Annotated in this window: 16 protein-coding genes and 1 other annotated feature; all 16 genes read left to right on the top strand. The window is 27.7% G+C overall.

The annotated features are described in order from the left end of the window. Positions 1-228 precede the first annotated feature (228 nt). The gene (locus NG904_RS12405) at positions 229-1479 is read left to right on the top strand and encodes a magnesium transporter MgtE N-terminal domain-containing protein (protein ID WP_252211925.1); all 1251 of its coding nucleotides are present in this window, start codon (positions 229-231) and stop codon (positions 1477-1479) included. Positions 1480-1558: 79 nt separating this feature from the next. Next, positions 1559-1819: a binding site (T-box leader), on the top strand. A gap of 239 nt (positions 1820-2058) precedes the next feature. Next, on the top strand, positions 2059-2970 hold the full coding sequence (gene cysK / locus NG904_RS12410) for a cysteine synthase A (RefSeq protein WP_252227140.1): 912 nt from the start codon (positions 2059-2061) through the stop codon (positions 2968-2970). A gap of 140 nt (positions 2971-3110) precedes the next feature. Next, positions 3111-3695: a serine O-acetyltransferase EpsC gene (gene epsC / locus NG904_RS12415; RefSeq protein WP_252211928.1), complete on the top strand. Its 585-nt coding sequence runs from the start codon at positions 3111-3113 to the stop codon at positions 3693-3695. An 11-nt stretch (positions 3696-3706) separates the two neighbouring features. Further along, complete coding sequence (queG, locus tag NG904_RS12420) at positions 3707-4708, top strand: tRNA epoxyqueuosine(34) reductase QueG (protein WP_252211929.1); 1002 nt, start codon at positions 3707-3709, stop codon at positions 4706-4708. Between the two features lie 44 nt (positions 4709-4752). Then, positions 4753-5457 (top strand): lysophospholipid acyltransferase family protein, encoded by a 705-nt coding sequence (locus NG904_RS12425; protein WP_252211931.1) that lies wholly within the window; start codon positions 4753-4755, stop codon positions 5455-5457. Between the two features lie 18 nt (positions 5458-5475). Next, entirely contained in the window at positions 5476-6102 is a 627-nt protein-coding gene (gene nth / locus NG904_RS12430; protein WP_252227142.1) for an endonuclease III, read from the top strand. Between the two features lie 215 nt (positions 6103-6317). Further along, on the top strand, positions 6318-7223 hold the full coding sequence (locus NG904_RS12435) for a D-alanine--D-alanine ligase (protein WP_252211933.1): 906 nt from the start codon (positions 6318-6320) through the stop codon (positions 7221-7223). A 315-nt stretch (positions 7224-7538) separates the two neighbouring features. After that, positions 7539-8249: a response regulator gene (locus NG904_RS12440; protein WP_252211935.1), complete on the top strand. Its 711-nt coding sequence runs from the start codon at positions 7539-7541 to the stop codon at positions 8247-8249. Next, positions 8239-9762, top strand: a complete 1524-nt coding sequence (locus NG904_RS12445) for a sensor histidine kinase (RefSeq protein ID WP_252225553.1) — start codon at positions 8239-8241, stop codon at positions 9760-9762. Before NG904_RS12440 ends, NG904_RS12445 begins: the two co-directional genes overlap by 11 nt. Before the next feature lie 83 nt (positions 9763-9845). Beyond that, complete coding sequence (locus NG904_RS12450; RefSeq protein WP_252211938.1) at positions 9846-10787, top strand: glycoside hydrolase family 25 protein; 942 nt, start codon at positions 9846-9848, stop codon at positions 10785-10787. Positions 10788-10990: 203 nt separating this feature from the next. Beyond that, a complete protein-coding gene (locus tag NG904_RS12455; RefSeq protein WP_252211939.1) occupies positions 10991-12514 on the top strand; it encodes a VanW family protein in 1524 nt (507 codons plus the stop codon). A gap of 175 nt (positions 12515-12689) precedes the next feature. Then, complete coding sequence (locus NG904_RS12460; RefSeq protein WP_252211940.1) at positions 12690-13151, top strand: tRNA (cytidine(34)-2'-O)-methyltransferase; 462 nt, start codon at positions 12690-12692, stop codon at positions 13149-13151. Positions 13152-13169: 18 nt separating this feature from the next. Further along, the gene (locus NG904_RS12465) at positions 13170-14006 is read left to right on the top strand and encodes a DegV family protein (RefSeq protein ID WP_252231842.1); all 837 of its coding nucleotides are present in this window, start codon (positions 13170-13172) and stop codon (positions 14004-14006) included. Positions 14007-14396: 390 nt separating this feature from the next. After that, positions 14397-15779, top strand: a complete 1383-nt coding sequence (gene rpoN / locus NG904_RS12470; protein WP_252211941.1) for an RNA polymerase factor sigma-54 — start codon at positions 14397-14399, stop codon at positions 15777-15779. Between the two features lie 240 nt (positions 15780-16019). Then, on the top strand, positions 16020-17051 hold the full coding sequence (locus NG904_RS12475) for a sugar-binding transcriptional regulator (protein ID WP_252211943.1): 1032 nt from the start codon (positions 16020-16022) through the stop codon (positions 17049-17051). Between the two features lie 72 nt (positions 17052-17123). Continuing rightward, the gene (gap, locus tag NG904_RS12480; RefSeq protein WP_252211945.1) at positions 17124-18140 is read left to right on the top strand and encodes a type I glyceraldehyde-3-phosphate dehydrogenase; all 1017 of its coding nucleotides are present in this window, start codon (positions 17124-17126) and stop codon (positions 18138-18140) included. The last annotated feature ends 96 nt before the right edge of the window (positions 18141-18236 follow it).

Consider the following 18236-nt stretch of genomic DNA (forward strand, 5'->3'; position numbering starts at 1 on the left):
GATAAATGAGCATGCTTATTTATTAGGTGTACATTAATTATAATAATAGGACTATTTGTAAATTTAGTTTAAAAATTAGATTATAGATTATAAGGTGGTGTAAAAGATGGAGGCTGGACCTCAGATTATTAATGATTTTAAATTACAACTTAATATATTTAGGAAGAGCTATTCATCTATTTAAATGTAATGAAAGTTCTTCCTGAAAACATAGAGGAGGAATCTTTCATGAAGAAATTATCAGTATTTTTATATACAAATATTTTATCTAAAAATATTTACGATGAATTTGGGGACGTTCTTGGAGAGCTAAGAGATGTTTATGTAACAACTGAAGAGGGATATCCAAGAGTTATAGGCTATAAACTTAGGAAAGATGGCATCACATTTCATTATGAATTTAGATATATAGAATTTTTAGATGATAATGGAAATGTAAAAATAAAAACAAGAGGAAGCAAAGAAATACTTCCAATGACTTATACTTATCTTCTTTCAAAAAATTTGTTGGATAAAAAAATAGTAGATATAAATGGCAAACAAGTAGTACGAGTTAATGATTTGAGAATTGCTGAAATAGCAGGAGAATATAGAGTTGTGGCAGTTGAAACAGGACCTCTAGCAAGATATAGAAGATTGAATATTGCAGGACTTGCTAAATGTGTATATAAAGTCTTAGGTAAAGATTATGAAGATAAAGTTTTAATGTGGGAAGATGTTGAATCATTGGAAATGGTTGATAATAATTTAAAATTAGTATTACCATATCAAAAATTATCTACACTTCATCCAGCTGACCTTGCAGATATATTAGAAGATTTAGATGCAAGATCTAGAAAACAAATATTTGAATCATTAGATGAGGATTTAGCAGCAGATACATTAGAAGAAATAGACCCTGAATATAAGGGGAGTATAATTAAGGATTTATCAGAAACTAAAGCTGCTGAGTTGTTAGAAAATATGGCTAATGATGAAATTGCTGATTTATTAGATGATTTAGATGAAGAAGAAAGAGAAAAAATATTAATAAATTTAGAAAAAGAAGATGCAAAAGAAGTTAAAGAATTACTAGAATATGAAGATGAAACTGTTGGTAGTATTATGAGTAAAGAATTTATATCATTAAACTTAGATATAACAATTTCTGATGCATTAGATATACTTAAAGAAATGCAGCCTGATGAAGAAGTTATGTATTATATATATATAACAAATGAAGAAGACAAGATTGAAGGAATGATTTCTTTAAGAGATTTAATAATAAATGATAGCAGTAAAAAAATAAAAGATATAATGGATGAAACTGTTTCTCGTGTAAAACATGATGATGAAATAAATGAAGTAATAGAAGTAGCAGCTAAATATGATTTAGTTACTGTACCAGTAGTTGATGATGAAGATAGACTGGCGGGAATAGTAATAATCCATGATTTGATAGATGAATTTTTATTTCCTTTCTGGAAAAAGAAAAATTAAATAAATTTCAAAAATTATATTGACTTTTTTTTGAAATAACATATAATGAAATTATAAAAGCATATCAATTTACTCAGAATTAAAAACTGTGAAAAAGTAAAGTAGCATAAAGGAAAGTTTACAGAGAGAAAAGAATTAGCTGAAATTTTTTTATCAAGAATTTATGTGAAGTGCACTTTGGAGTTGAAATCTGAATTAAGCATTTAAATGTTTATAGTAAGATTTTTCGGGATCACCCGTTATAGTGATAATGCATAAATTTGTGCTAAATTTGAAGAGGAATTAAATTTTTAATTTAATTCAATTAGAGTGGAACCGCGGATACAACTTCGTCTCTATATTTTTATAGAAGACGAAGTTTTTTTATTTTATATAAAATATTTGTAAATATTAAAAATCAAACTTAAAGGTTATAATAAAATATTAGTTAAGAATTGAGAGGATAAAATGGAGAGCTAAGTACTTTCAACCAATAACTCATAACTCTTATTTTTTCACTTTTAACTAACAAAGTGTGGCATAGCACGTTTTTTAAGAAGTATATAAATTTTAAAAGATAAGTATTAAGGAGGAAAAAAGATGATTTATAATGGAATACTAGAATTAATAGGAAAAACACCAATTTTAAAATTAAACAATTTAGTTAATGATGATAATATGGCAGAGGTTTATGTTAAACTAGAAAAATTTAATCCAGGTGGAAGTGTTAAAGATAGAGCAGCACTTGGTATGATAGAAAAAGCTGAAAAGGAAGGACTATTAAAAAAAGGCTCAACAATAGTTGAACCTACAAGCGGAAATACAGGTATAGCACTTGCTTTAATAGGAAAATTAAAGGGATATAAAGTTATAATAGTTATGCCTGAAACAATGAGTAAGGAAAGAAGAGATTTAATTAAGGCATATGGGGCAGAATTAATATTAACAGATGGAAGTAAAGGTATGAAAGGTGCTATTGAAAAAGCACTAGAAATTGGTGTTGGAGATGAGTATTTTATTCCTCAACAATTTGAGAATATAGCTAATCCAGAAAAACACTATGAAACAACAGCAGAAGAAATTCATAAAGATATACCGGATTTAGATGCAATTGTTGCTGGTGTTGGAACTGGTGGAACATTAGTTGGAATATCAAAAAGCTTAAAAACTAAAAATCCGCAAATCAAAGCAGTGGCAGTAGAGCCATTTTCATCACCAGTATTAAGTGGAGGAAAACCAGGAGCTCACAAAATACAGGGTATAGGAGCAGGATTTATACCTGGAATATATGATGAAAAATATATAGATGAAATCTTAAAAGTAAAAGATGAGGATGCGTTAAAAGTTGCTAAGAATGTTGCACAAACAGAAGGTGTTTTAGTAGGAATATCAGCTGGAGCTGCTATATACGGAGCTATTGAAATAGCTCAAAAACTAGGAAAAGGAAAGAAAGTATTAGCCATTGCACCAGATGGAGGAGAAAAATATATATCAATGGGTATATACGATTAATTTAGATTATCTTTTGATATATGCATAAGAAAAGCTGGACTGAGTAATTGAGTTTTACCTATTGCATATATCAAAACTATATTAGAATATAAACTAAATTTAAATTCTATTGAATTTTATTGAAGAAGGAGAATGGAATTGTGTTTAAAAATTTAAATTATGATTTGGAAAGGGTTTTAATAAATGATCCGGCTGCTAAAAGTAAGGTAGAAGTATTACTTTTATATCCATGTATTCATGCTCTTATATCTTATAGAGTTTCACATTTTTTATATAAGCACAAGTTTTTCTTTTTAGCTAGATTTATTTCTCAATTAGCACGATTTCTTACTGGAATAGAAATTCACCCAGGCGCAACTATAGGAAAAGGGCTATTTATAGATCATGGAATGGGAGTTGTAATTGGAGAAACTGCTGAAATTGGTAATGATGTTATTTTATATCATGGAGTAACTCTTGGTGGAACTGGTAAAGATAAAGGTAAGAGACATCCAACAGTAGGAAATAATGTTCTTATAGGGGCAGGAGCAAAAGTTTTGGGGCCAATTAATATTGGAGACAATGCTAAAATAGGTTCTAATGCCGTTGTATTGCATGATGTTCCACAGGGGGCAACAACAGTAGGAGTTTCTGCTAGAAATATTATTAGAACTAAGGCTTCTATAATTGAAATAGAAGATTTAAAAGGAAGAAAGAAAAAAATTTATAACGAAATGATAATTTAGAGGAATATACGATGGGAGTAAAAGATCAAATAATTAAAACCTGTTCTTCTTTAGGTATAGATTCAATAGGTTTTATAAAGTGTAGGAAATTTGATGAACTAAAGAACTTTTATAAAAATAGAAAAGATTTAAATTTACAAAATGAATTTGAAGAGGATGATATAGATAAAAGAATAAATCCAATTCAATATTTAGAAGAGGGGAAAACTATAATTTCTATAGCTTTCCCTTATTTGACTTCTGAGTCAAATAATAATAATGGTTTTTCTGTATACACAAAGGGGAAGGATTATCACTATGTAGTAAATAAATACTTAAAAATTATTTGTGAAATAATAGAATCTAATGGGGGCATTGCTAAAAGTTTTGTTGATAGCAATTCGTTACCTGAAAGATATATAGCTTATTTGGGTGGAGTTGGATTTGTTGGGAAAAATAATTTACTTATAAATAAGAAATATGGGTCATATATTTTTTTAGGTGAGATAATAACTGATTTAGAGATTTATGATGAGGATAAAGGTACATTTGAAGAGATGAATTTATTTAAAGAATGTGGTAAATGTGAAGAGTGCTACGCAGCATGTCCAACGAAAGCCATTAATTCTAACAAAAAAAATTGTAACATATGTTTATCTTATATTACTCAAAAAAAAGATTTAGCTGATTGGGAAATAGAAAAATTACAAGGAAGAATGTTTGGTTGTGATACATGTCAATTGGTATGTCCTTATAATATAGAAAAAGAATTGTCTAGAATACCTGAATTTTTACCATTTGATTTTATGGTTAAGGATAATGAGGAGTTTATTATTAATATGGAAAATGGACAGTTTAAAGAGAGTTTTAAGAATACATCTTGTGGATGGAGAGGAAAAAATATCTTAAAAAGAAATGCCTTGATCAGAAGTAAAATGTATTTAAAAAATAATAATTTAAACCAAAATCAAAAGTTTGAATCACCATATTTAAATGAGTATATAAATAGACTTTTCCAAAAAACTAGAATATAATTATTATATAAAGAGATATAGAGATTAGAGCGGGAGTGAGAAATATGCTATCACCAACTATAGTAAAAATATTAGAAATGTTACCAGAAAGTTTTCTTGTGAATTTTGGTAAAATGAAAATTGCGAATTATATAAAAAAATATGCAAACATAACCTTAAAAGGAATTGAAAATATAGATAAAGTTAAAAAACCTAGAATTTTTATATGTAATCATTTAAGTAATGCAGATGGATTAGTGTTAGATCGAATATTAAGACAAAAAAGTGATCCATATTTTATTGCAGGTGCTAAGTTAAGTGATGATCTTATAACTAGAATAGGAACAAAGGTTATAAAAAATATTCCTATAAAGCCTAATTCACCAGACAAAGATGCTATAACAAGAATTGTTAAGACTCTTAGAGCTGGGAATGATATTTTAATTTTTCCAGAAGGAACTAGAAGTAGAACTGGTGCTATGATTGAAGGTAAAAAAGGAATATTATTAATGGCAAGAATGTCAAAAGCAGAAATAATTCCTATTGGGATGTGTGGAACAGAAAAGCTTCTTCCAATAAGTGAAAGTGGTGACATGGGTGGAGAAAACTGGCGAAATGCAGATGTTAATATAAATATAGGACAAAAAATAGAACTTCCAAAGAAAAATGAAAATGAAGATAAACATGAATATGATGATAGATGTCTCCATATATTAATGAAGAGTATAGCAAACTTATTACCTGAAGAATACAGGGGAGTTTATAAATAAGAGGAGATTATAAATAATATGAAAGTAAGGACACAAAAGATTTTAGATATTCTAAAAGAAACTTACCCAGATGCTAAATGTGAATTAAATTATGAAACACCTTTTCAGTTGTTAGTAGCTACAATTTTATCAGCACAAACTACTGATAAAAAGGTTAATGAAGTTACACAAACTTTATTTAAAGATTATCCTGACTTAGACTCTTTTTTAAATATAACAAATGAAGAGTTGGAGCAAAGAATAAAACAAATAGGGTTATATCGTAACAAGTCTAAAAATTTAATACTTATGTTTAGACAATTAAAAGAAAATTTTAATGGGGAAGTTCCAAGAACCATGGAAGGGATAACTTCGCTTGCAGGAGCAGGTAGAAAGACTGCAAATGTAGTTTTATCAAATGCTTTTAAAGTGCCGTCAATAGCTGTAGATACGCATGTTTTTAGAGTGTCAAATAGACTAGGTCTTGCAAGTTCTGAAAATGTATTAGAAGTTGAAATGCAGTTACAAAAAGAGTTACCTAAAAGTGAGTGGTCGTTAACTCATCATTTGCTAATATTTCATGGAAGAAGATGTTGCACATCTAGGAATCCTAAATGCAAGGAATGTCCATTAAATAATGTATGTAAATATGATAATATTAAATAATCTCTGTTTCAGCAAAGTTTTTATGTATGCATAAGTAAAGTGGACTGAGTAATTAAATAAAACATATTTAGAACCACTAGTAATTTAAAGGTTATTATTAGTGGTTCTTTAATTTTGGCAAAAAATTTATTAATATATAATTATAAGGTATATTAAAATTAATAGAATATGATTAATATAAAATAATTATTGAACTAAGATATTGGAGGTAACTTATGAAAGTTGGAGTAATAATGGGTGGTATTTCATCAGAAAGAGAAATATCTTTAAAAAGTGGTAAATCAATAGTTGATAGTATAAACAAAGATAAATATGAAGTGATTTCTATAGTTATTGATGAAAAAGAAGATATAATAAATAAAGTTAAAGGTATTGATTTTGCACTTTTAGCATTACATGGTCAATTTGGAGAAGATGGAACAGTTCAATCAGTTCTTCAAACACTTGGAATACCATATTCAGGATGCGGTCCATTAAGTAGCTCTATGTGCATGGATAAGGATATAAGTAAATGTATATTAAAAGCTGATAACATAAGAACAGCACCTTGGATAAATTTAAGAAGAAATGACCAAATAAATTATGAAGAAATAGAAAAAATGGGATATCCAGTAGTAGTAAAACCAACCCATGGAGGATCAAGTGTTGCTACATTTATAATAAAAGAAGAAAAAGATATAGAAAGTGCCGTGACAGAAGCTTTTAAATGGGACAGCGAAGTTATTATAGAAAAATTTATAAAAGGTGATGAAATAACTTGCCCTGTATTTGGTGATAAGATGTTACCAGTTGTAGCAATAAAGCCAAAAGCTGAATTTTTTGATTTCACTGCAAAATATGCAGATGGGGGATCAGATGAATTTGTAACAGAACTTCCAAAAGAATTACATGAAGAAGTAGAAGAAATGGCTTTAGCAACATATAAGGCATTAAAATGTGAGGTTTATTCAAGAGTTGATATGATAGTAACTGAAGATAAAGTTCCATATATTTTAGAAGTTAATACTTTGCCAGGAATGACTCCTAATAGTTTAATTCCTAAGAGTGCAGCAGGACTTAATATATCATTCCCAGAACTTATAGACATGATAATTGATGAGTCAATGAAGGTTATTAGATAAACTACACTTAGTTGGATATAAAAACTTTAACTAAATTTTAACCATTATAAAATAATAATCATATAACATAGAGATAAGCGTCTGTATAAATGCTTGTCTCTATTTATTTTGTCTTTGATAAAATATATTATTAAAACAGATCCAAAGTTGCTTAGCTGTTTTTAGTGTAGTTAATTTAATATATAACCGATAATTAAAAGAATGAGTTAAGTTTAGAAAATCTTAAGAAGTTTACGGAGGTTTTTTTTAGAAGTTTAAGTTAAAATATAGTTAAGGAATATTATGTTTATTTAAAGTGAGAAAAGGGGAATGGACATGCTAGAAAATAAAACTATTTTAATCGTTGATGATGAAAAAGAAATTAGAGATTTAGTTGAAATATATTTAAAAAGTGAAGGTTATATTACTATAAAAGCATGTAATGGTGAAGAGGCATTAGATGTAATTAGGGATAAAGATATAGATTTAGTAATATTAGATGTTATGATGCCTAAACTGAATGGTATAGATACATGCTTAAAGATAAGAGAAGAAAGAGAAATGCCAATAATAATGTTATCAGCTAAAAGTGAAGATATAGATAAAATATTAGGACTTAATATGGGGGCTGATGATTATTTAACAAAGCCATTTAATCCATTAGAACTTGTTGCTAGAGTAAAATCACAATTAAGAAGATTTTGCAAATTTAATACAAAGCATTCTGATGATGGAGAGTTAGAAGAAAGTGTAATAGAAATTGATGAATTAATAATAAACTTAGAAACACATGAAGTAATATTAAATAACAATTTAGTAAAATTAACACCTACTGAATTTGATATATTATTGTTACTTGCTAAGAATAGAGGAAAAGTTTTTTCAATAGAAAATATATATGAAAGTGTTTGGAACCAAGAATTTATGTCTTCAGATAATACTGTAATGGTACATATAAGAAAAATAAGAGAAAAAATAGAAAGTGATCCAAGAAACCCTAAATTTATAAAGACCGTATGGGGAGTTGGGTATAAAATTGAAAAATAAAGAAAAGTTAAAAAATCTTTATAAAAAATATAATGAAAAATTAATTACTTTAAATTTTTACAAGTTTTTTCGAAGTACATGTTTAAGATTAAAAATAAATATTGAGAGAAGCATTAGATTTGAATTAATGTTAGTAATTGGAGTATGCTTTTTGTTATCTTTTACATTTTATAATTTTACAGATGTATTGTTAAAAAAAGAATATAGAAATCCAGAAGTATTTTATGATTATGAATCTACAGAAAAAGAAGCTAATATGTTATTAAAGGAATTAGAGAGAACGGAACATTTAAAGATAGATGATTCTAAAGATATAGAAAAAATATTGAATTCTCCTATGTATAATAATAGTAAGATATATATTACAAATACTGAAGGAAAAGTTATTTTCAAAACCTCAAATGTTTATGAAGAAACCATAGACATATATAGTGTATTTAGAGATATTATTTCTAATGAGAATGATACTAGTAATGCAGCAAGGGAAAGAGTTCATATTATGCCATTAAAAATGGATAGTACTAGATTGTATTTAATATACTCTAAAATACCAAAGGCAGAAATAGTATATAATACGGTGGAAATGTCTAATTCATCATTAGCTTTGTCGCTTACATTTATAATTTTTATAATTTCATTTGTAATAATTACAAATAATAAGATGAAGTATTTAGATGAAATTGCATCTGGTTTAAAAATAATAGCAAATGGGAATTTAAATTATAGGATTGAAGAAAAAGGAAGAGATGAAATTCGGAAGATAGCTAACAACATAAATAATATGGCTAAAGAGATTGGGGAAAAAATACAAGCTGAAAGGGATGCAGAAAAAACAAAAACTGATTTGATTACAAATGTATCTCATGATTTAAGAACGCCTCTAACTTCTATTATGGGTTATATAGGACTTGTAAAAGAAGATAGATATAAAAATAAAGAAGAAATGAACGAATATTTAAATATAGCCTATAATAAGGCACAAAAATTAAATATATTAATCGAAGATTTATTTGAATACACAAAACTTAACAATAATGGAATGAAACTAAATAAAGAAAAAGTTAATTTATGTGAACTTTTATCACAATTGATAGAAGAAATGATACCTATAGTATATGAAAATTCAATAAATATAAATAAAAAATTTGATATTGATAAAGCATATGTTTTTATAGATATAGTAAAAATGCTTAGAGTATTTGAAAACTTAATAATGAATGCTGTAAAGTATTCAATTAAACCTGGTGAAATAATAATAGGTCTTTATCAAAAAGATGATTATATAACTTTTGTATGTAGAAATAAAGGAGAATATATATCTAAAGAGAAATTAGACAAGGTATTTGATAGGTTTTATAGAGTTGATGAATCAAGAAATACTACCACAGGAGGATCAGGATTGGGACTTGCTATTTCCAAGAATATAATTAATTTACATGAAGGTAAAATATGGGCTGAATGTATTGATGATAATATAAGTTTTTATGTTAATTTAAAAATGGAAAATTTATAGTAAAAATATAATTATATTTTATTGGTACTTTTTTTGAGTAACTTTAATATTTTATAATAAGACTACTTTTTTTAGGAGGAAGTATGCAAAATAAAAATGATAAGAGTCTTTTTGGAATAGATATTAATGAATTTACTCAAAATACTCAATTTAATGTTTTAGCAACCAAAATAGATTTTTTATACTTAAGATCATCTGGCTCAGGTACAGGTAGGTTTAGAGTAGATAAGAAATTTATTCAATTTGCAAAAGAAAGCAGAAATTATGGAATTCCTGTAGGTGCATATCACTTTGGAGTTCCGTCATATGACTTAACAGATGCTGATAGACAATGTGATGATTTTATAAATTTATTACAACAAGGTTTTGGAAATAAAGATTATGGAGATTTATTTCCAGTATTAGATATTGAAGTACCTATAGATAAATCTATACCAACTAAGACTCTAGTGGAATGGATAGATAGATTTAGGGTGAGATTTGAAAGAAAAACTAGAAGAAGACTTATGCTTTATACGGGATTGTTTTTCATAGAATTATATGATAATTTTTATGTAAAAGGAAAGGGATATCCTTTGAAAAACATGCCATTATGGATCGCTATGTATACAAAAGTTCCAATTAATCCGCCTTATCCACCTGATATTGGAGGATGGACTAGATGGAGAATTTGGCAATTTAGCGAAGATCAAAAGGTAATGGGAGTAGGAAATCCAGTAGATGCTAATTGGGGACCTGATAATATAAGGTTATTAACTCAACCTTATGATGTGACTGGATTTAAAGCCAGCATGAATGGAAATAATATATATCTTTCATGGAATAGGGTACCCGATATAGATTTGCTAGGATATAATATATTTGTAAATAATTATTGGATAGCAACTGTAGATGAGAATGCAACCAAATATGTTATAGATAAAAATAAACTAGAAATTCCTAAAGGGAATCCTATAAATATCACAATTGAAGCATTTGATTATGATGGCGAAACATCTAAAACTAGAGCTAAAGTTAAATTATAAATAAAATATAAGATAAAGGTATCTTAATTTTATGAAAAGATACCTTTATTTTTATGTAAATTATACGATAATATTCTTATTAAATATAAGAAATAATGTGATATAATAAAACTTGCAATTATGTTTAGAACATGTAATTTTTTATAAAAATGTTAATAGTGTTAAACTGTTAATTCAGTATATTTATTGAAAGGGGAATAAATGTGAACGGAGAGAATGGAAAAAGGGGGAAAGTCCTTAGAAAAATATCAAGTAATAAAAAGAAAAAGAGAATAATAATAGGAATATGTGCATTTATAGTAATTATTTCGGCATTATTTACTGGATATTTTTTATCTATTAATAAAATAGTGGAAGAATGGAATAATAAGATATATTTAGGTGTTGCAGTGCAAGATGTGAACATTGGAGGAATGACAAAAGAAGAAGCAAGAGAAAAATTAATTCAAGAGCTTCAAGGAAAAATAGGAGATAAAAAAGTATCTATAAAAATAGGTGAGTCAGAATTTGAGCTTTTATATTCGGACATATCTCCAGTTTATGATATTGATAATGTGATAAATGATGCTATGAATTTTGGAAAAAATGATTCGGTATTAAAAAAATATTCTTACATAAAGAATAAGGGGAAAGATAAGCATGAAATTGATTTAAATTTATCATATGATGAAGAGAAATTAAAAGCTTATGAAGAAATGGTGAAAAGTAAAGTTGAAGATGAGCCTAAAGATGCGACTCTTTCAATTAATGGGAACGGGTTCAGTATTGTAGACGAAGTTGTTGGTAAAAGTATAAATATGGATGAATTTGATAAAAAATTAAAAGAAATTATAACAGGACATATAAATGAAGAAATTGTAGTTTCAATGGATTTAGAAACGGTACAACCTAAAATTACAAGTAAGGATTTATCAAAAATAAATGGAATTATTGGTTCATATTCTTCAAATTATGGTACGTCATCTGAAGGAAGAAGTGCTAATATAGATCTTGCAACTAAAGCCATAAATGGAGTGATTTTAATGCCAGGAGATGTATTTAGTTTCAATGAAGTTGTTGGTCCTAGAACAGTGGAAAGAGGGTATAAAGAAGCAGCAACTTATGTTGGTAATAAGGTAGAGCCAGGAATAGGTGGAGGCATATGCCAAGTATCAACAGCGCTTTATAGAGCGGTAATGCATGCTAATATAAGAGCGGTAGAAAGAAGAAATCATTCCATGTCTGTAGGTTATGCAAAACCTGGACTAGATGCAACTGTTTCTTATGGGGATATAGATTACAAGTTTAAAAATACTTATGATTCTCCAATTTATATACAAGGAAGTACATACAATAAAGTTATGACTTATAATATATATGGTGATGTTTCTGCATTGGGAGGCAAAACTTATGATATGGAAAATGAAATAATTCAGACCATAGAACCGACTGTAAAAGTAGTAGAAGATGCAACTTTGCCAGAAGGACAAGAGGTTACAGAAAGTGGTGGAATGACAGGTTATAAAACTAATTCTTATCAATTAACATATGAAAATGGTGTTCAAACAAATAAAGAGTTAATATCAAATGATTATTATACAGCTGTTGATATAGTTGTTAAAAAAGGAACACAACCGTTAGTCCCACCAGCAGCTACAGAACAAACTCCAGGTGTTGTTCCACCTGCAAATCCACCAGTAACACCGCCTGTATCACAAGATTCAGTAGCTCCACCAGTAGCTCAATAGTGAAAAAATAAAAGGTACTTTTAGTACCTTTTATTTTTGTTATGTAAACTATTTTTAGTAACTTTCATTTTAATTTAACTTAAGTAAGCTACGACTAGACAGTTAATAAACCATATAGTATACTTTTTAATTATACTGATGGTAACAACAGTAAGTAATTAGAGAAGGTGATCTTTTGAATTTAAATATAGTATTATATCAACCAGAAATTCCGCAAAATACTGGGAATATAGCAAGAACCTGTGTACTTACAGATAGTAAGCTACATTTAATAAAACCGTTAGGATTTGATATAGATGAAAAGCATGTAAGAAGAGCAGGATTAGATTATTGGAAATATTTAAACCTAGAAATTCATGAAAGCTATGAAGCATTTATGGAAAAATACAAGAATGAAAGAATATTTTTATCAAGCACTCATGCTGGAGATTATTACAATGAAATTTCATTTCAAAAGGGTGATTTTATAATGTTTGGAAGGGAATCAAGTGGTGTACCAGAAGAAATCCATGAAGTAATTACTGGTATGAGAATACCAATGATTCAATCAAGTACTAGAAGTTTAAACTTATCTAATACTGTGTCAATAGTTGCGTATGAAGCTTTAAGACAATTTGGATTTCCAAACATGAAATAGGAGAAGGGAATGAGGCAAATGGAGAAGATAAAAATTATCACAGATAGTACTGCTGATTTACCAAAAGAAATATATGAAAAGTATGATATAGAAGTTTTACCAGTTTTAATAAATTTTAAAGAAGAAAGTTATTTAGATGGAGTTGAAATAACTCCATCTAAAGTTTTTGAAAAAATAGAAAGAGATAATATTTTACCTACTACAGGTCAAGTTATTCCTAGTAGATTTGTAGAAACATATAAAAAATATTTAGATGATGGATATAAAATACTTTCAATTCATATGTCTTCTGCTATGAGTGGAACATACCAATCTGCATGTATAGCTAAAAATACATTAGAAAGTGATAATATAATGGTGGTGGATTCTCAAAATATAGCACCAGCATTAGGGATTTTAGTTCTAAAAGCATCTATACTTTTAGATAAGGGAAATAGTTTGGAAAATGTATTTAAAGAGATTGATTCAGCTAAGTACAATATAAAAACATTAATGTGCTTTGAATCATTGGAATATCTTATAAGAGGTGGAAGAATATCTAAAACCGCTGGAATGGTTGGTAGCATATTTGGAATAAAATTAATCTTAGATATAAAAGATGGATTAATGTCTGTTAAAGATAAAATAAGAGGAAACAAAAAGGTTATTAAAAAAATAATTTCAGAATTAGAAGAAGCACAATTAGATGAGGATGTCCCAATATTACTAGTTGATGCCAAAAATGTAGAAATTAAAGCAGCTCTTTTAGAATACTTACAAGAAAATAATATGAACTATACTGAATGTCCATTAGGATCTAGTGTATGTATTCATTCAGGACCTAATTGTTGTGGACTAGTATATTTAACTAAATAAAATAATAACTATAGTACCATTTTAGCTTGCTCCCAATATAAAAAACGAGACAAGCAGTAAATATAATAATACTTACATAACTATTTTTAAAGTACAATAACAATGCCACTTTGCCTATTACATAGATTAACACATATTAAAATATAGGCAAAATAATAAAAGGCTATGATTTAAACAAAAAGTTATTAAATTTGTTTGAATCATGGTTTTTATTATTTTTATCATTAAACTTTTATTTTATAATATACTTTATAGTGTATATTTAGATGACTTGCTTTAATTAACAAAATCAGAGTATACTATTTATAGAGCAATATGCATAAAAATAGCAATATTCAGAAAAGGGTTTCAATAATTTTATTATAATGGTATGAGGAAAAGAGGATGCTTATGAAATTAGATTATGGTATGAAAATTACCCAGGATCAAAAACTTGTATTAACTCAAAGTATGCAACAGTCGATAAAACTTTTGCAAATGTCTATGCATGACTTAAGGGAGTTTATCGATAATGAATATGCTGAAAATCCAATATTAGAAATTAATGAACTAGATAAAGGCATAGAAAATAATACTTCAAAAGATAAATATGATTACAAAAATTTAATAAAGGAATTAGAATCTAATAATTATAAGAATGAAGTTGATAATAATTATGTAAATAATAAAGAAATAGATTCTACACCTTGGAATTATATTGAAAAGAGCAAATCTTTAAATGAGTTTTTACAAGAACAATTAATTGAACTAAATATTGATCCATATTTAGTAGTAGTATCAAAATATATCATAGAATCCTTAGATAATAGAGGTTATTTGGAAATATCAACAACTCAAATAAGCAATGAACTTAATATAAGTCAAACTAAAGTAGAACAAGCATTAAAAATTGTACAAGATTTGGAGCCATATGGTATAGGTGCTAGGAATATAGAAGAGTGTCTAATGATTCAAAGCAAAAAATTAAGTATATTAGATGATATTATGGAAAAAATAATAAAGAATCATTTAGGAAATATAGCAGATAATAAATATAAGCTTGTAGGTGAAGATTTAAGAATAAATCCTAAAGAAGCTCAAAGATATGGAGATTTAATTAAAAAATTAGAGCCAAAACCATCTAGGGGATTTTATACAGGAGAACAAGTAAGTTATATAATACCAGATGCTGAAATTAAAAAAATAGAAAAAGAATATTTCATTATAATGAATGACAACGTATTACCTAAACTTACTATAAATAAAACTTATAAAAATGTTTTAGAAAAAAATATAGATGAGGAAACTGTGTGTTATGTTAAAGAAAAAATTAATAAAGCAATGTTTCTAATAAAGTCTATTGAACAAAGAAAAAGCACTTTATATAATGTTTTAAAATGTTTATTAAATAAACAAAAAGAGTTTTTTGATAAAGGTTATGATTATATAAAACCTTTAACTTTAAAAGAAGTTGCGGAAGACATAGGAATGCATGAATCTACAGTAAGCAGAGCTATAAAAGATAAATATGTGCTTACTAGTTATGGAACAATAAAGATAAAAGCATTGTTTGAGAGTGGATTTTCTTTAAGTAATGAAGGAGATATAGCTACAAATACGATAAAAAATGAAATAAAAAAGATAATAGAAAAAGAGAATAAATCCAAACCTTTTTCAGATCAAATTATTTCTGAAATATTAAATAAAGAAAATATAAATATTTCTAGAAGAACTGTGGCAAAATATAGAGAAGAATTAGGCATTAAATCTTCATCAAAAAGAAAGAGAATCTAAGTATTAAAGAATTAATATTTAGAGATTATGAAAGATAAATTTAATCTCTAAGTATTAATTAAGTATTTATATGTTTAATATATTTAAAAGTGTTAAAAATTCACTATTAATATAATCAACTTTTAAAATATATAAAAAAAATTCAATTAAAGCCTTTAAAAATTTCATAAGGTGTTTTATAATAATATTTGTGGGACATGATTTAAGTGCATGGGACGCATAAAGACCAAGGGAGTGTTTATGTTGCATGAAATATTAGAGTTACAGAAAAAAATAGTTCCTGAACTTGTTGAAACATTAGAAAAGAGATACAATGTACTGAGAACTATATACTATAATCAACCAATAGGTAGAAGAGTTCTTGCCAATGAATTGAAGATTGGTGAGAGAGTGGTAAGAAATGAAGTAAGTTTTTTGAGCTCGCAGGGTTTAATAGAAATAAATACTCCAGGAATGACTGTCACTGAAGAAGGTGAAAATATACTAAATAAATTAAAGGATTTTATTCATGAAATAAAAGGACTTTCAGAACTAGAAGAAGAATTAAGAAAAAGTCTTAATTTAAAGAAAGTAATTATAGTTCCGGGAGATTTAGATAATAATCCTTCAATTTTAAAAGATTTAGGAAAAGCTTGTGCTCATTATGTGAAAAATGTATTAGTTAGCAATGATATAATTGCATTAACTGGTGGAAGCACATTAAAAGCAGTGGTAGAAGAATTTCCTAAAATAAATAATTTATCTAATATTCAAGTAGTACCTGCAAGAGGTGGAGTAGGAAAGAATGTAGAAACTCAAGCCAATACCTTAGCCGCTTTATTAGCAAAAAAGCTAAATGGTAGTTATAAAATGTTACATGTTTCAGAAAATTTAAGTTTAGATGTATTAGATACATTACTTAAAGAAGAAGAAATAAAAACAGTAGTAGATACTTTACATAAAGCTGATATACTGATGTATGGAATAGGTAATGCTGTACAAATGGCTAAAAAAAGAGGGGTTTCGGAAACGAAAATCCAAAATCTTATAGACAGTGGTGCGGTTGGGGAAGCATTTGGATGTTACTTTACCAAAAAATCCCAAATTATATCAGAAGCTACCTCAATTGGAATAAAAATTAATGAAGCAAGAAAAATAAAAACACATATTGCAGTAGCAGGTGGAAAGAATAAAATAGATTCAATAATATCGACAGAATTTAATGATATTAATGGTATCTTAGTCACAGACGAAGAAACTGGTAAAAAAATACTAGAAACATTAAATCGTTAATTTATGTATAAAATTAATTTAGTTTGTAAAATTTATTTTTTATAAAAAGCATTATTTTAGGAGGTAATTTTAATGGCAAATGTAAAAGTAGCAATTAATGGTTTTGGACGTATTGGACGTCTTGCATTTAGACAAATGTTTGGAGCAGAAGGATATGAAGTGGTTGCAATCAACGACTTAACAGATCCTAAAATGTTAGCTCACTTATTAAAATATGATTCATCACAAGGTAGATACGAAGAATCTGTAGAAGTTAAAGAAGACGGAATCGTTGTTAACGGAAAAGAAATCAAAATCTATGCTGAAGCTGATGCTTCAAAACTTCCTTGGGGAGATCTTGGTGTAGATGTAGTACTTGAATGTACTGGATTCTATGTATCAAAAGCTAAATCTCAAGCTCATATTGATGCAGGTGCTAAGAAAGTTGTTATATCAGCTCCAGCTGGAAACGACCTTCCAACAGTTGTATTCAACGTTAACCAAGATATCTTAACTGCTGAAGATAACATAATATCTGCAGCTTCTTGTACAACTAACTGTTTAGCTCCAATGGCTCAAGCACTTAATAACTTAGCACCAATTCAAACTGGTATTATGTCAACTATCCATGCTTACACTGGAGACCAAATGGTATTAGACGGACCACACAGAAAGGGAGATTTCAGAAGAGCAAGAGCTGCTGCTGTAAATATCGTTCCTAACTCAACTGGTGCTGCTAAAGCTATCGGATTAGTTATCCCAGAATTAAACGGTAAGTTAATTGGATCTGCACAAAGAGTTCCAGTTCCAACTGGTTCAACTACAATCTTAGTTGCTGTAGTTAAAGGAAAAGACATTACAGTTGAAAGCGTAAATGCTGCTATGAAAGCTGCTTCTAACGAATCATTTGGATACACTGAAGAAGAATTAGTATCTTCTGATATCGTAGGAATCAGATTTGGATCATTATTTGATGCAACTCAAACTATGGTAGCTAAAGTTGATGAAGACACATACCAAGTTCAAGTTGTTTCATGGTATGACAACGAAAATTCATACACTAGCCAAATGGTTAGAACAATCAAATACTTCGCTAAATTCTTAAAGTAATTTGAGCTTTTAGTTAAAGTAATTAAAATTATAAATAAGTCTGGTTTTGTAGTATAAGGCTATAAGGCCAGACTATTTTAAAATATTGAAAAATTT

The sequence above is a fragment of the Clostridium sp. ZBS15 genome, from assembly GCF_023845705.1.
In the GTDB taxonomy this organism is placed as follows: domain Bacteria; phylum Bacillota; class Clostridia; order Clostridiales; family Clostridiaceae; genus Clostridium; species Clostridium aquiflavi.

Coding starts and splice junctions, on each gene's coding strand:
- NG904_RS12405 (WP_252211925.1), top strand. CDS start 229: ATGAAGAAATTATCAGTATTTTTATATACAAATATTTTATCTAAAAAT.
- cysK (WP_252227140.1), top strand. CDS start 2,059: ATGATTTATAATGGAATACTAGAATTAATAGGAAAAACACCAATTTTA.
- queG (WP_252211929.1), top strand. CDS start 3,707: ATGGGAGTAAAAGATCAAATAATTAAAACCTGTTCTTCTTTAGGTATA.
- NG904_RS12425 (WP_252211931.1), top strand. CDS start 4,753: ATGCTATCACCAACTATAGTAAAAATATTAGAAATGTTACCAGAAAGT.
- nth (WP_252227142.1), top strand. CDS start 5,476: ATGAAAGTAAGGACACAAAAGATTTTAGATATTCTAAAAGAAACTTAC.
- NG904_RS12435 (WP_252211933.1), top strand. CDS start 6,318: ATGAAAGTTGGAGTAATAATGGGTGGTATTTCATCAGAAAGAGAAATA.
- NG904_RS12440 (WP_252211935.1), top strand. CDS start 7,539: ATGCTAGAAAATAAAACTATTTTAATCGTTGATGATGAAAAAGAAATT.
- NG904_RS12450 (WP_252211938.1), top strand. CDS start 9,846: ATGCAAAATAAAAATGATAAGAGTCTTTTTGGAATAGATATTAATGAA.
- NG904_RS12465 (WP_252231842.1), top strand. CDS start 13,170: ATGGAGAAGATAAAAATTATCACAGATAGTACTGCTGATTTACCAAAA.
- rpoN (WP_252211941.1), top strand. CDS start 14,397: ATGAAATTAGATTATGGTATGAAAATTACCCAGGATCAAAAACTTGTA.
- NG904_RS12475 (WP_252211943.1), top strand. CDS start 16,020: ATGTTGCATGAAATATTAGAGTTACAGAAAAAAATAGTTCCTGAACTT.
- gap (WP_252211945.1), top strand. CDS start 17,124: ATGGCAAATGTAAAAGTAGCAATTAATGGTTTTGGACGTATTGGACGT.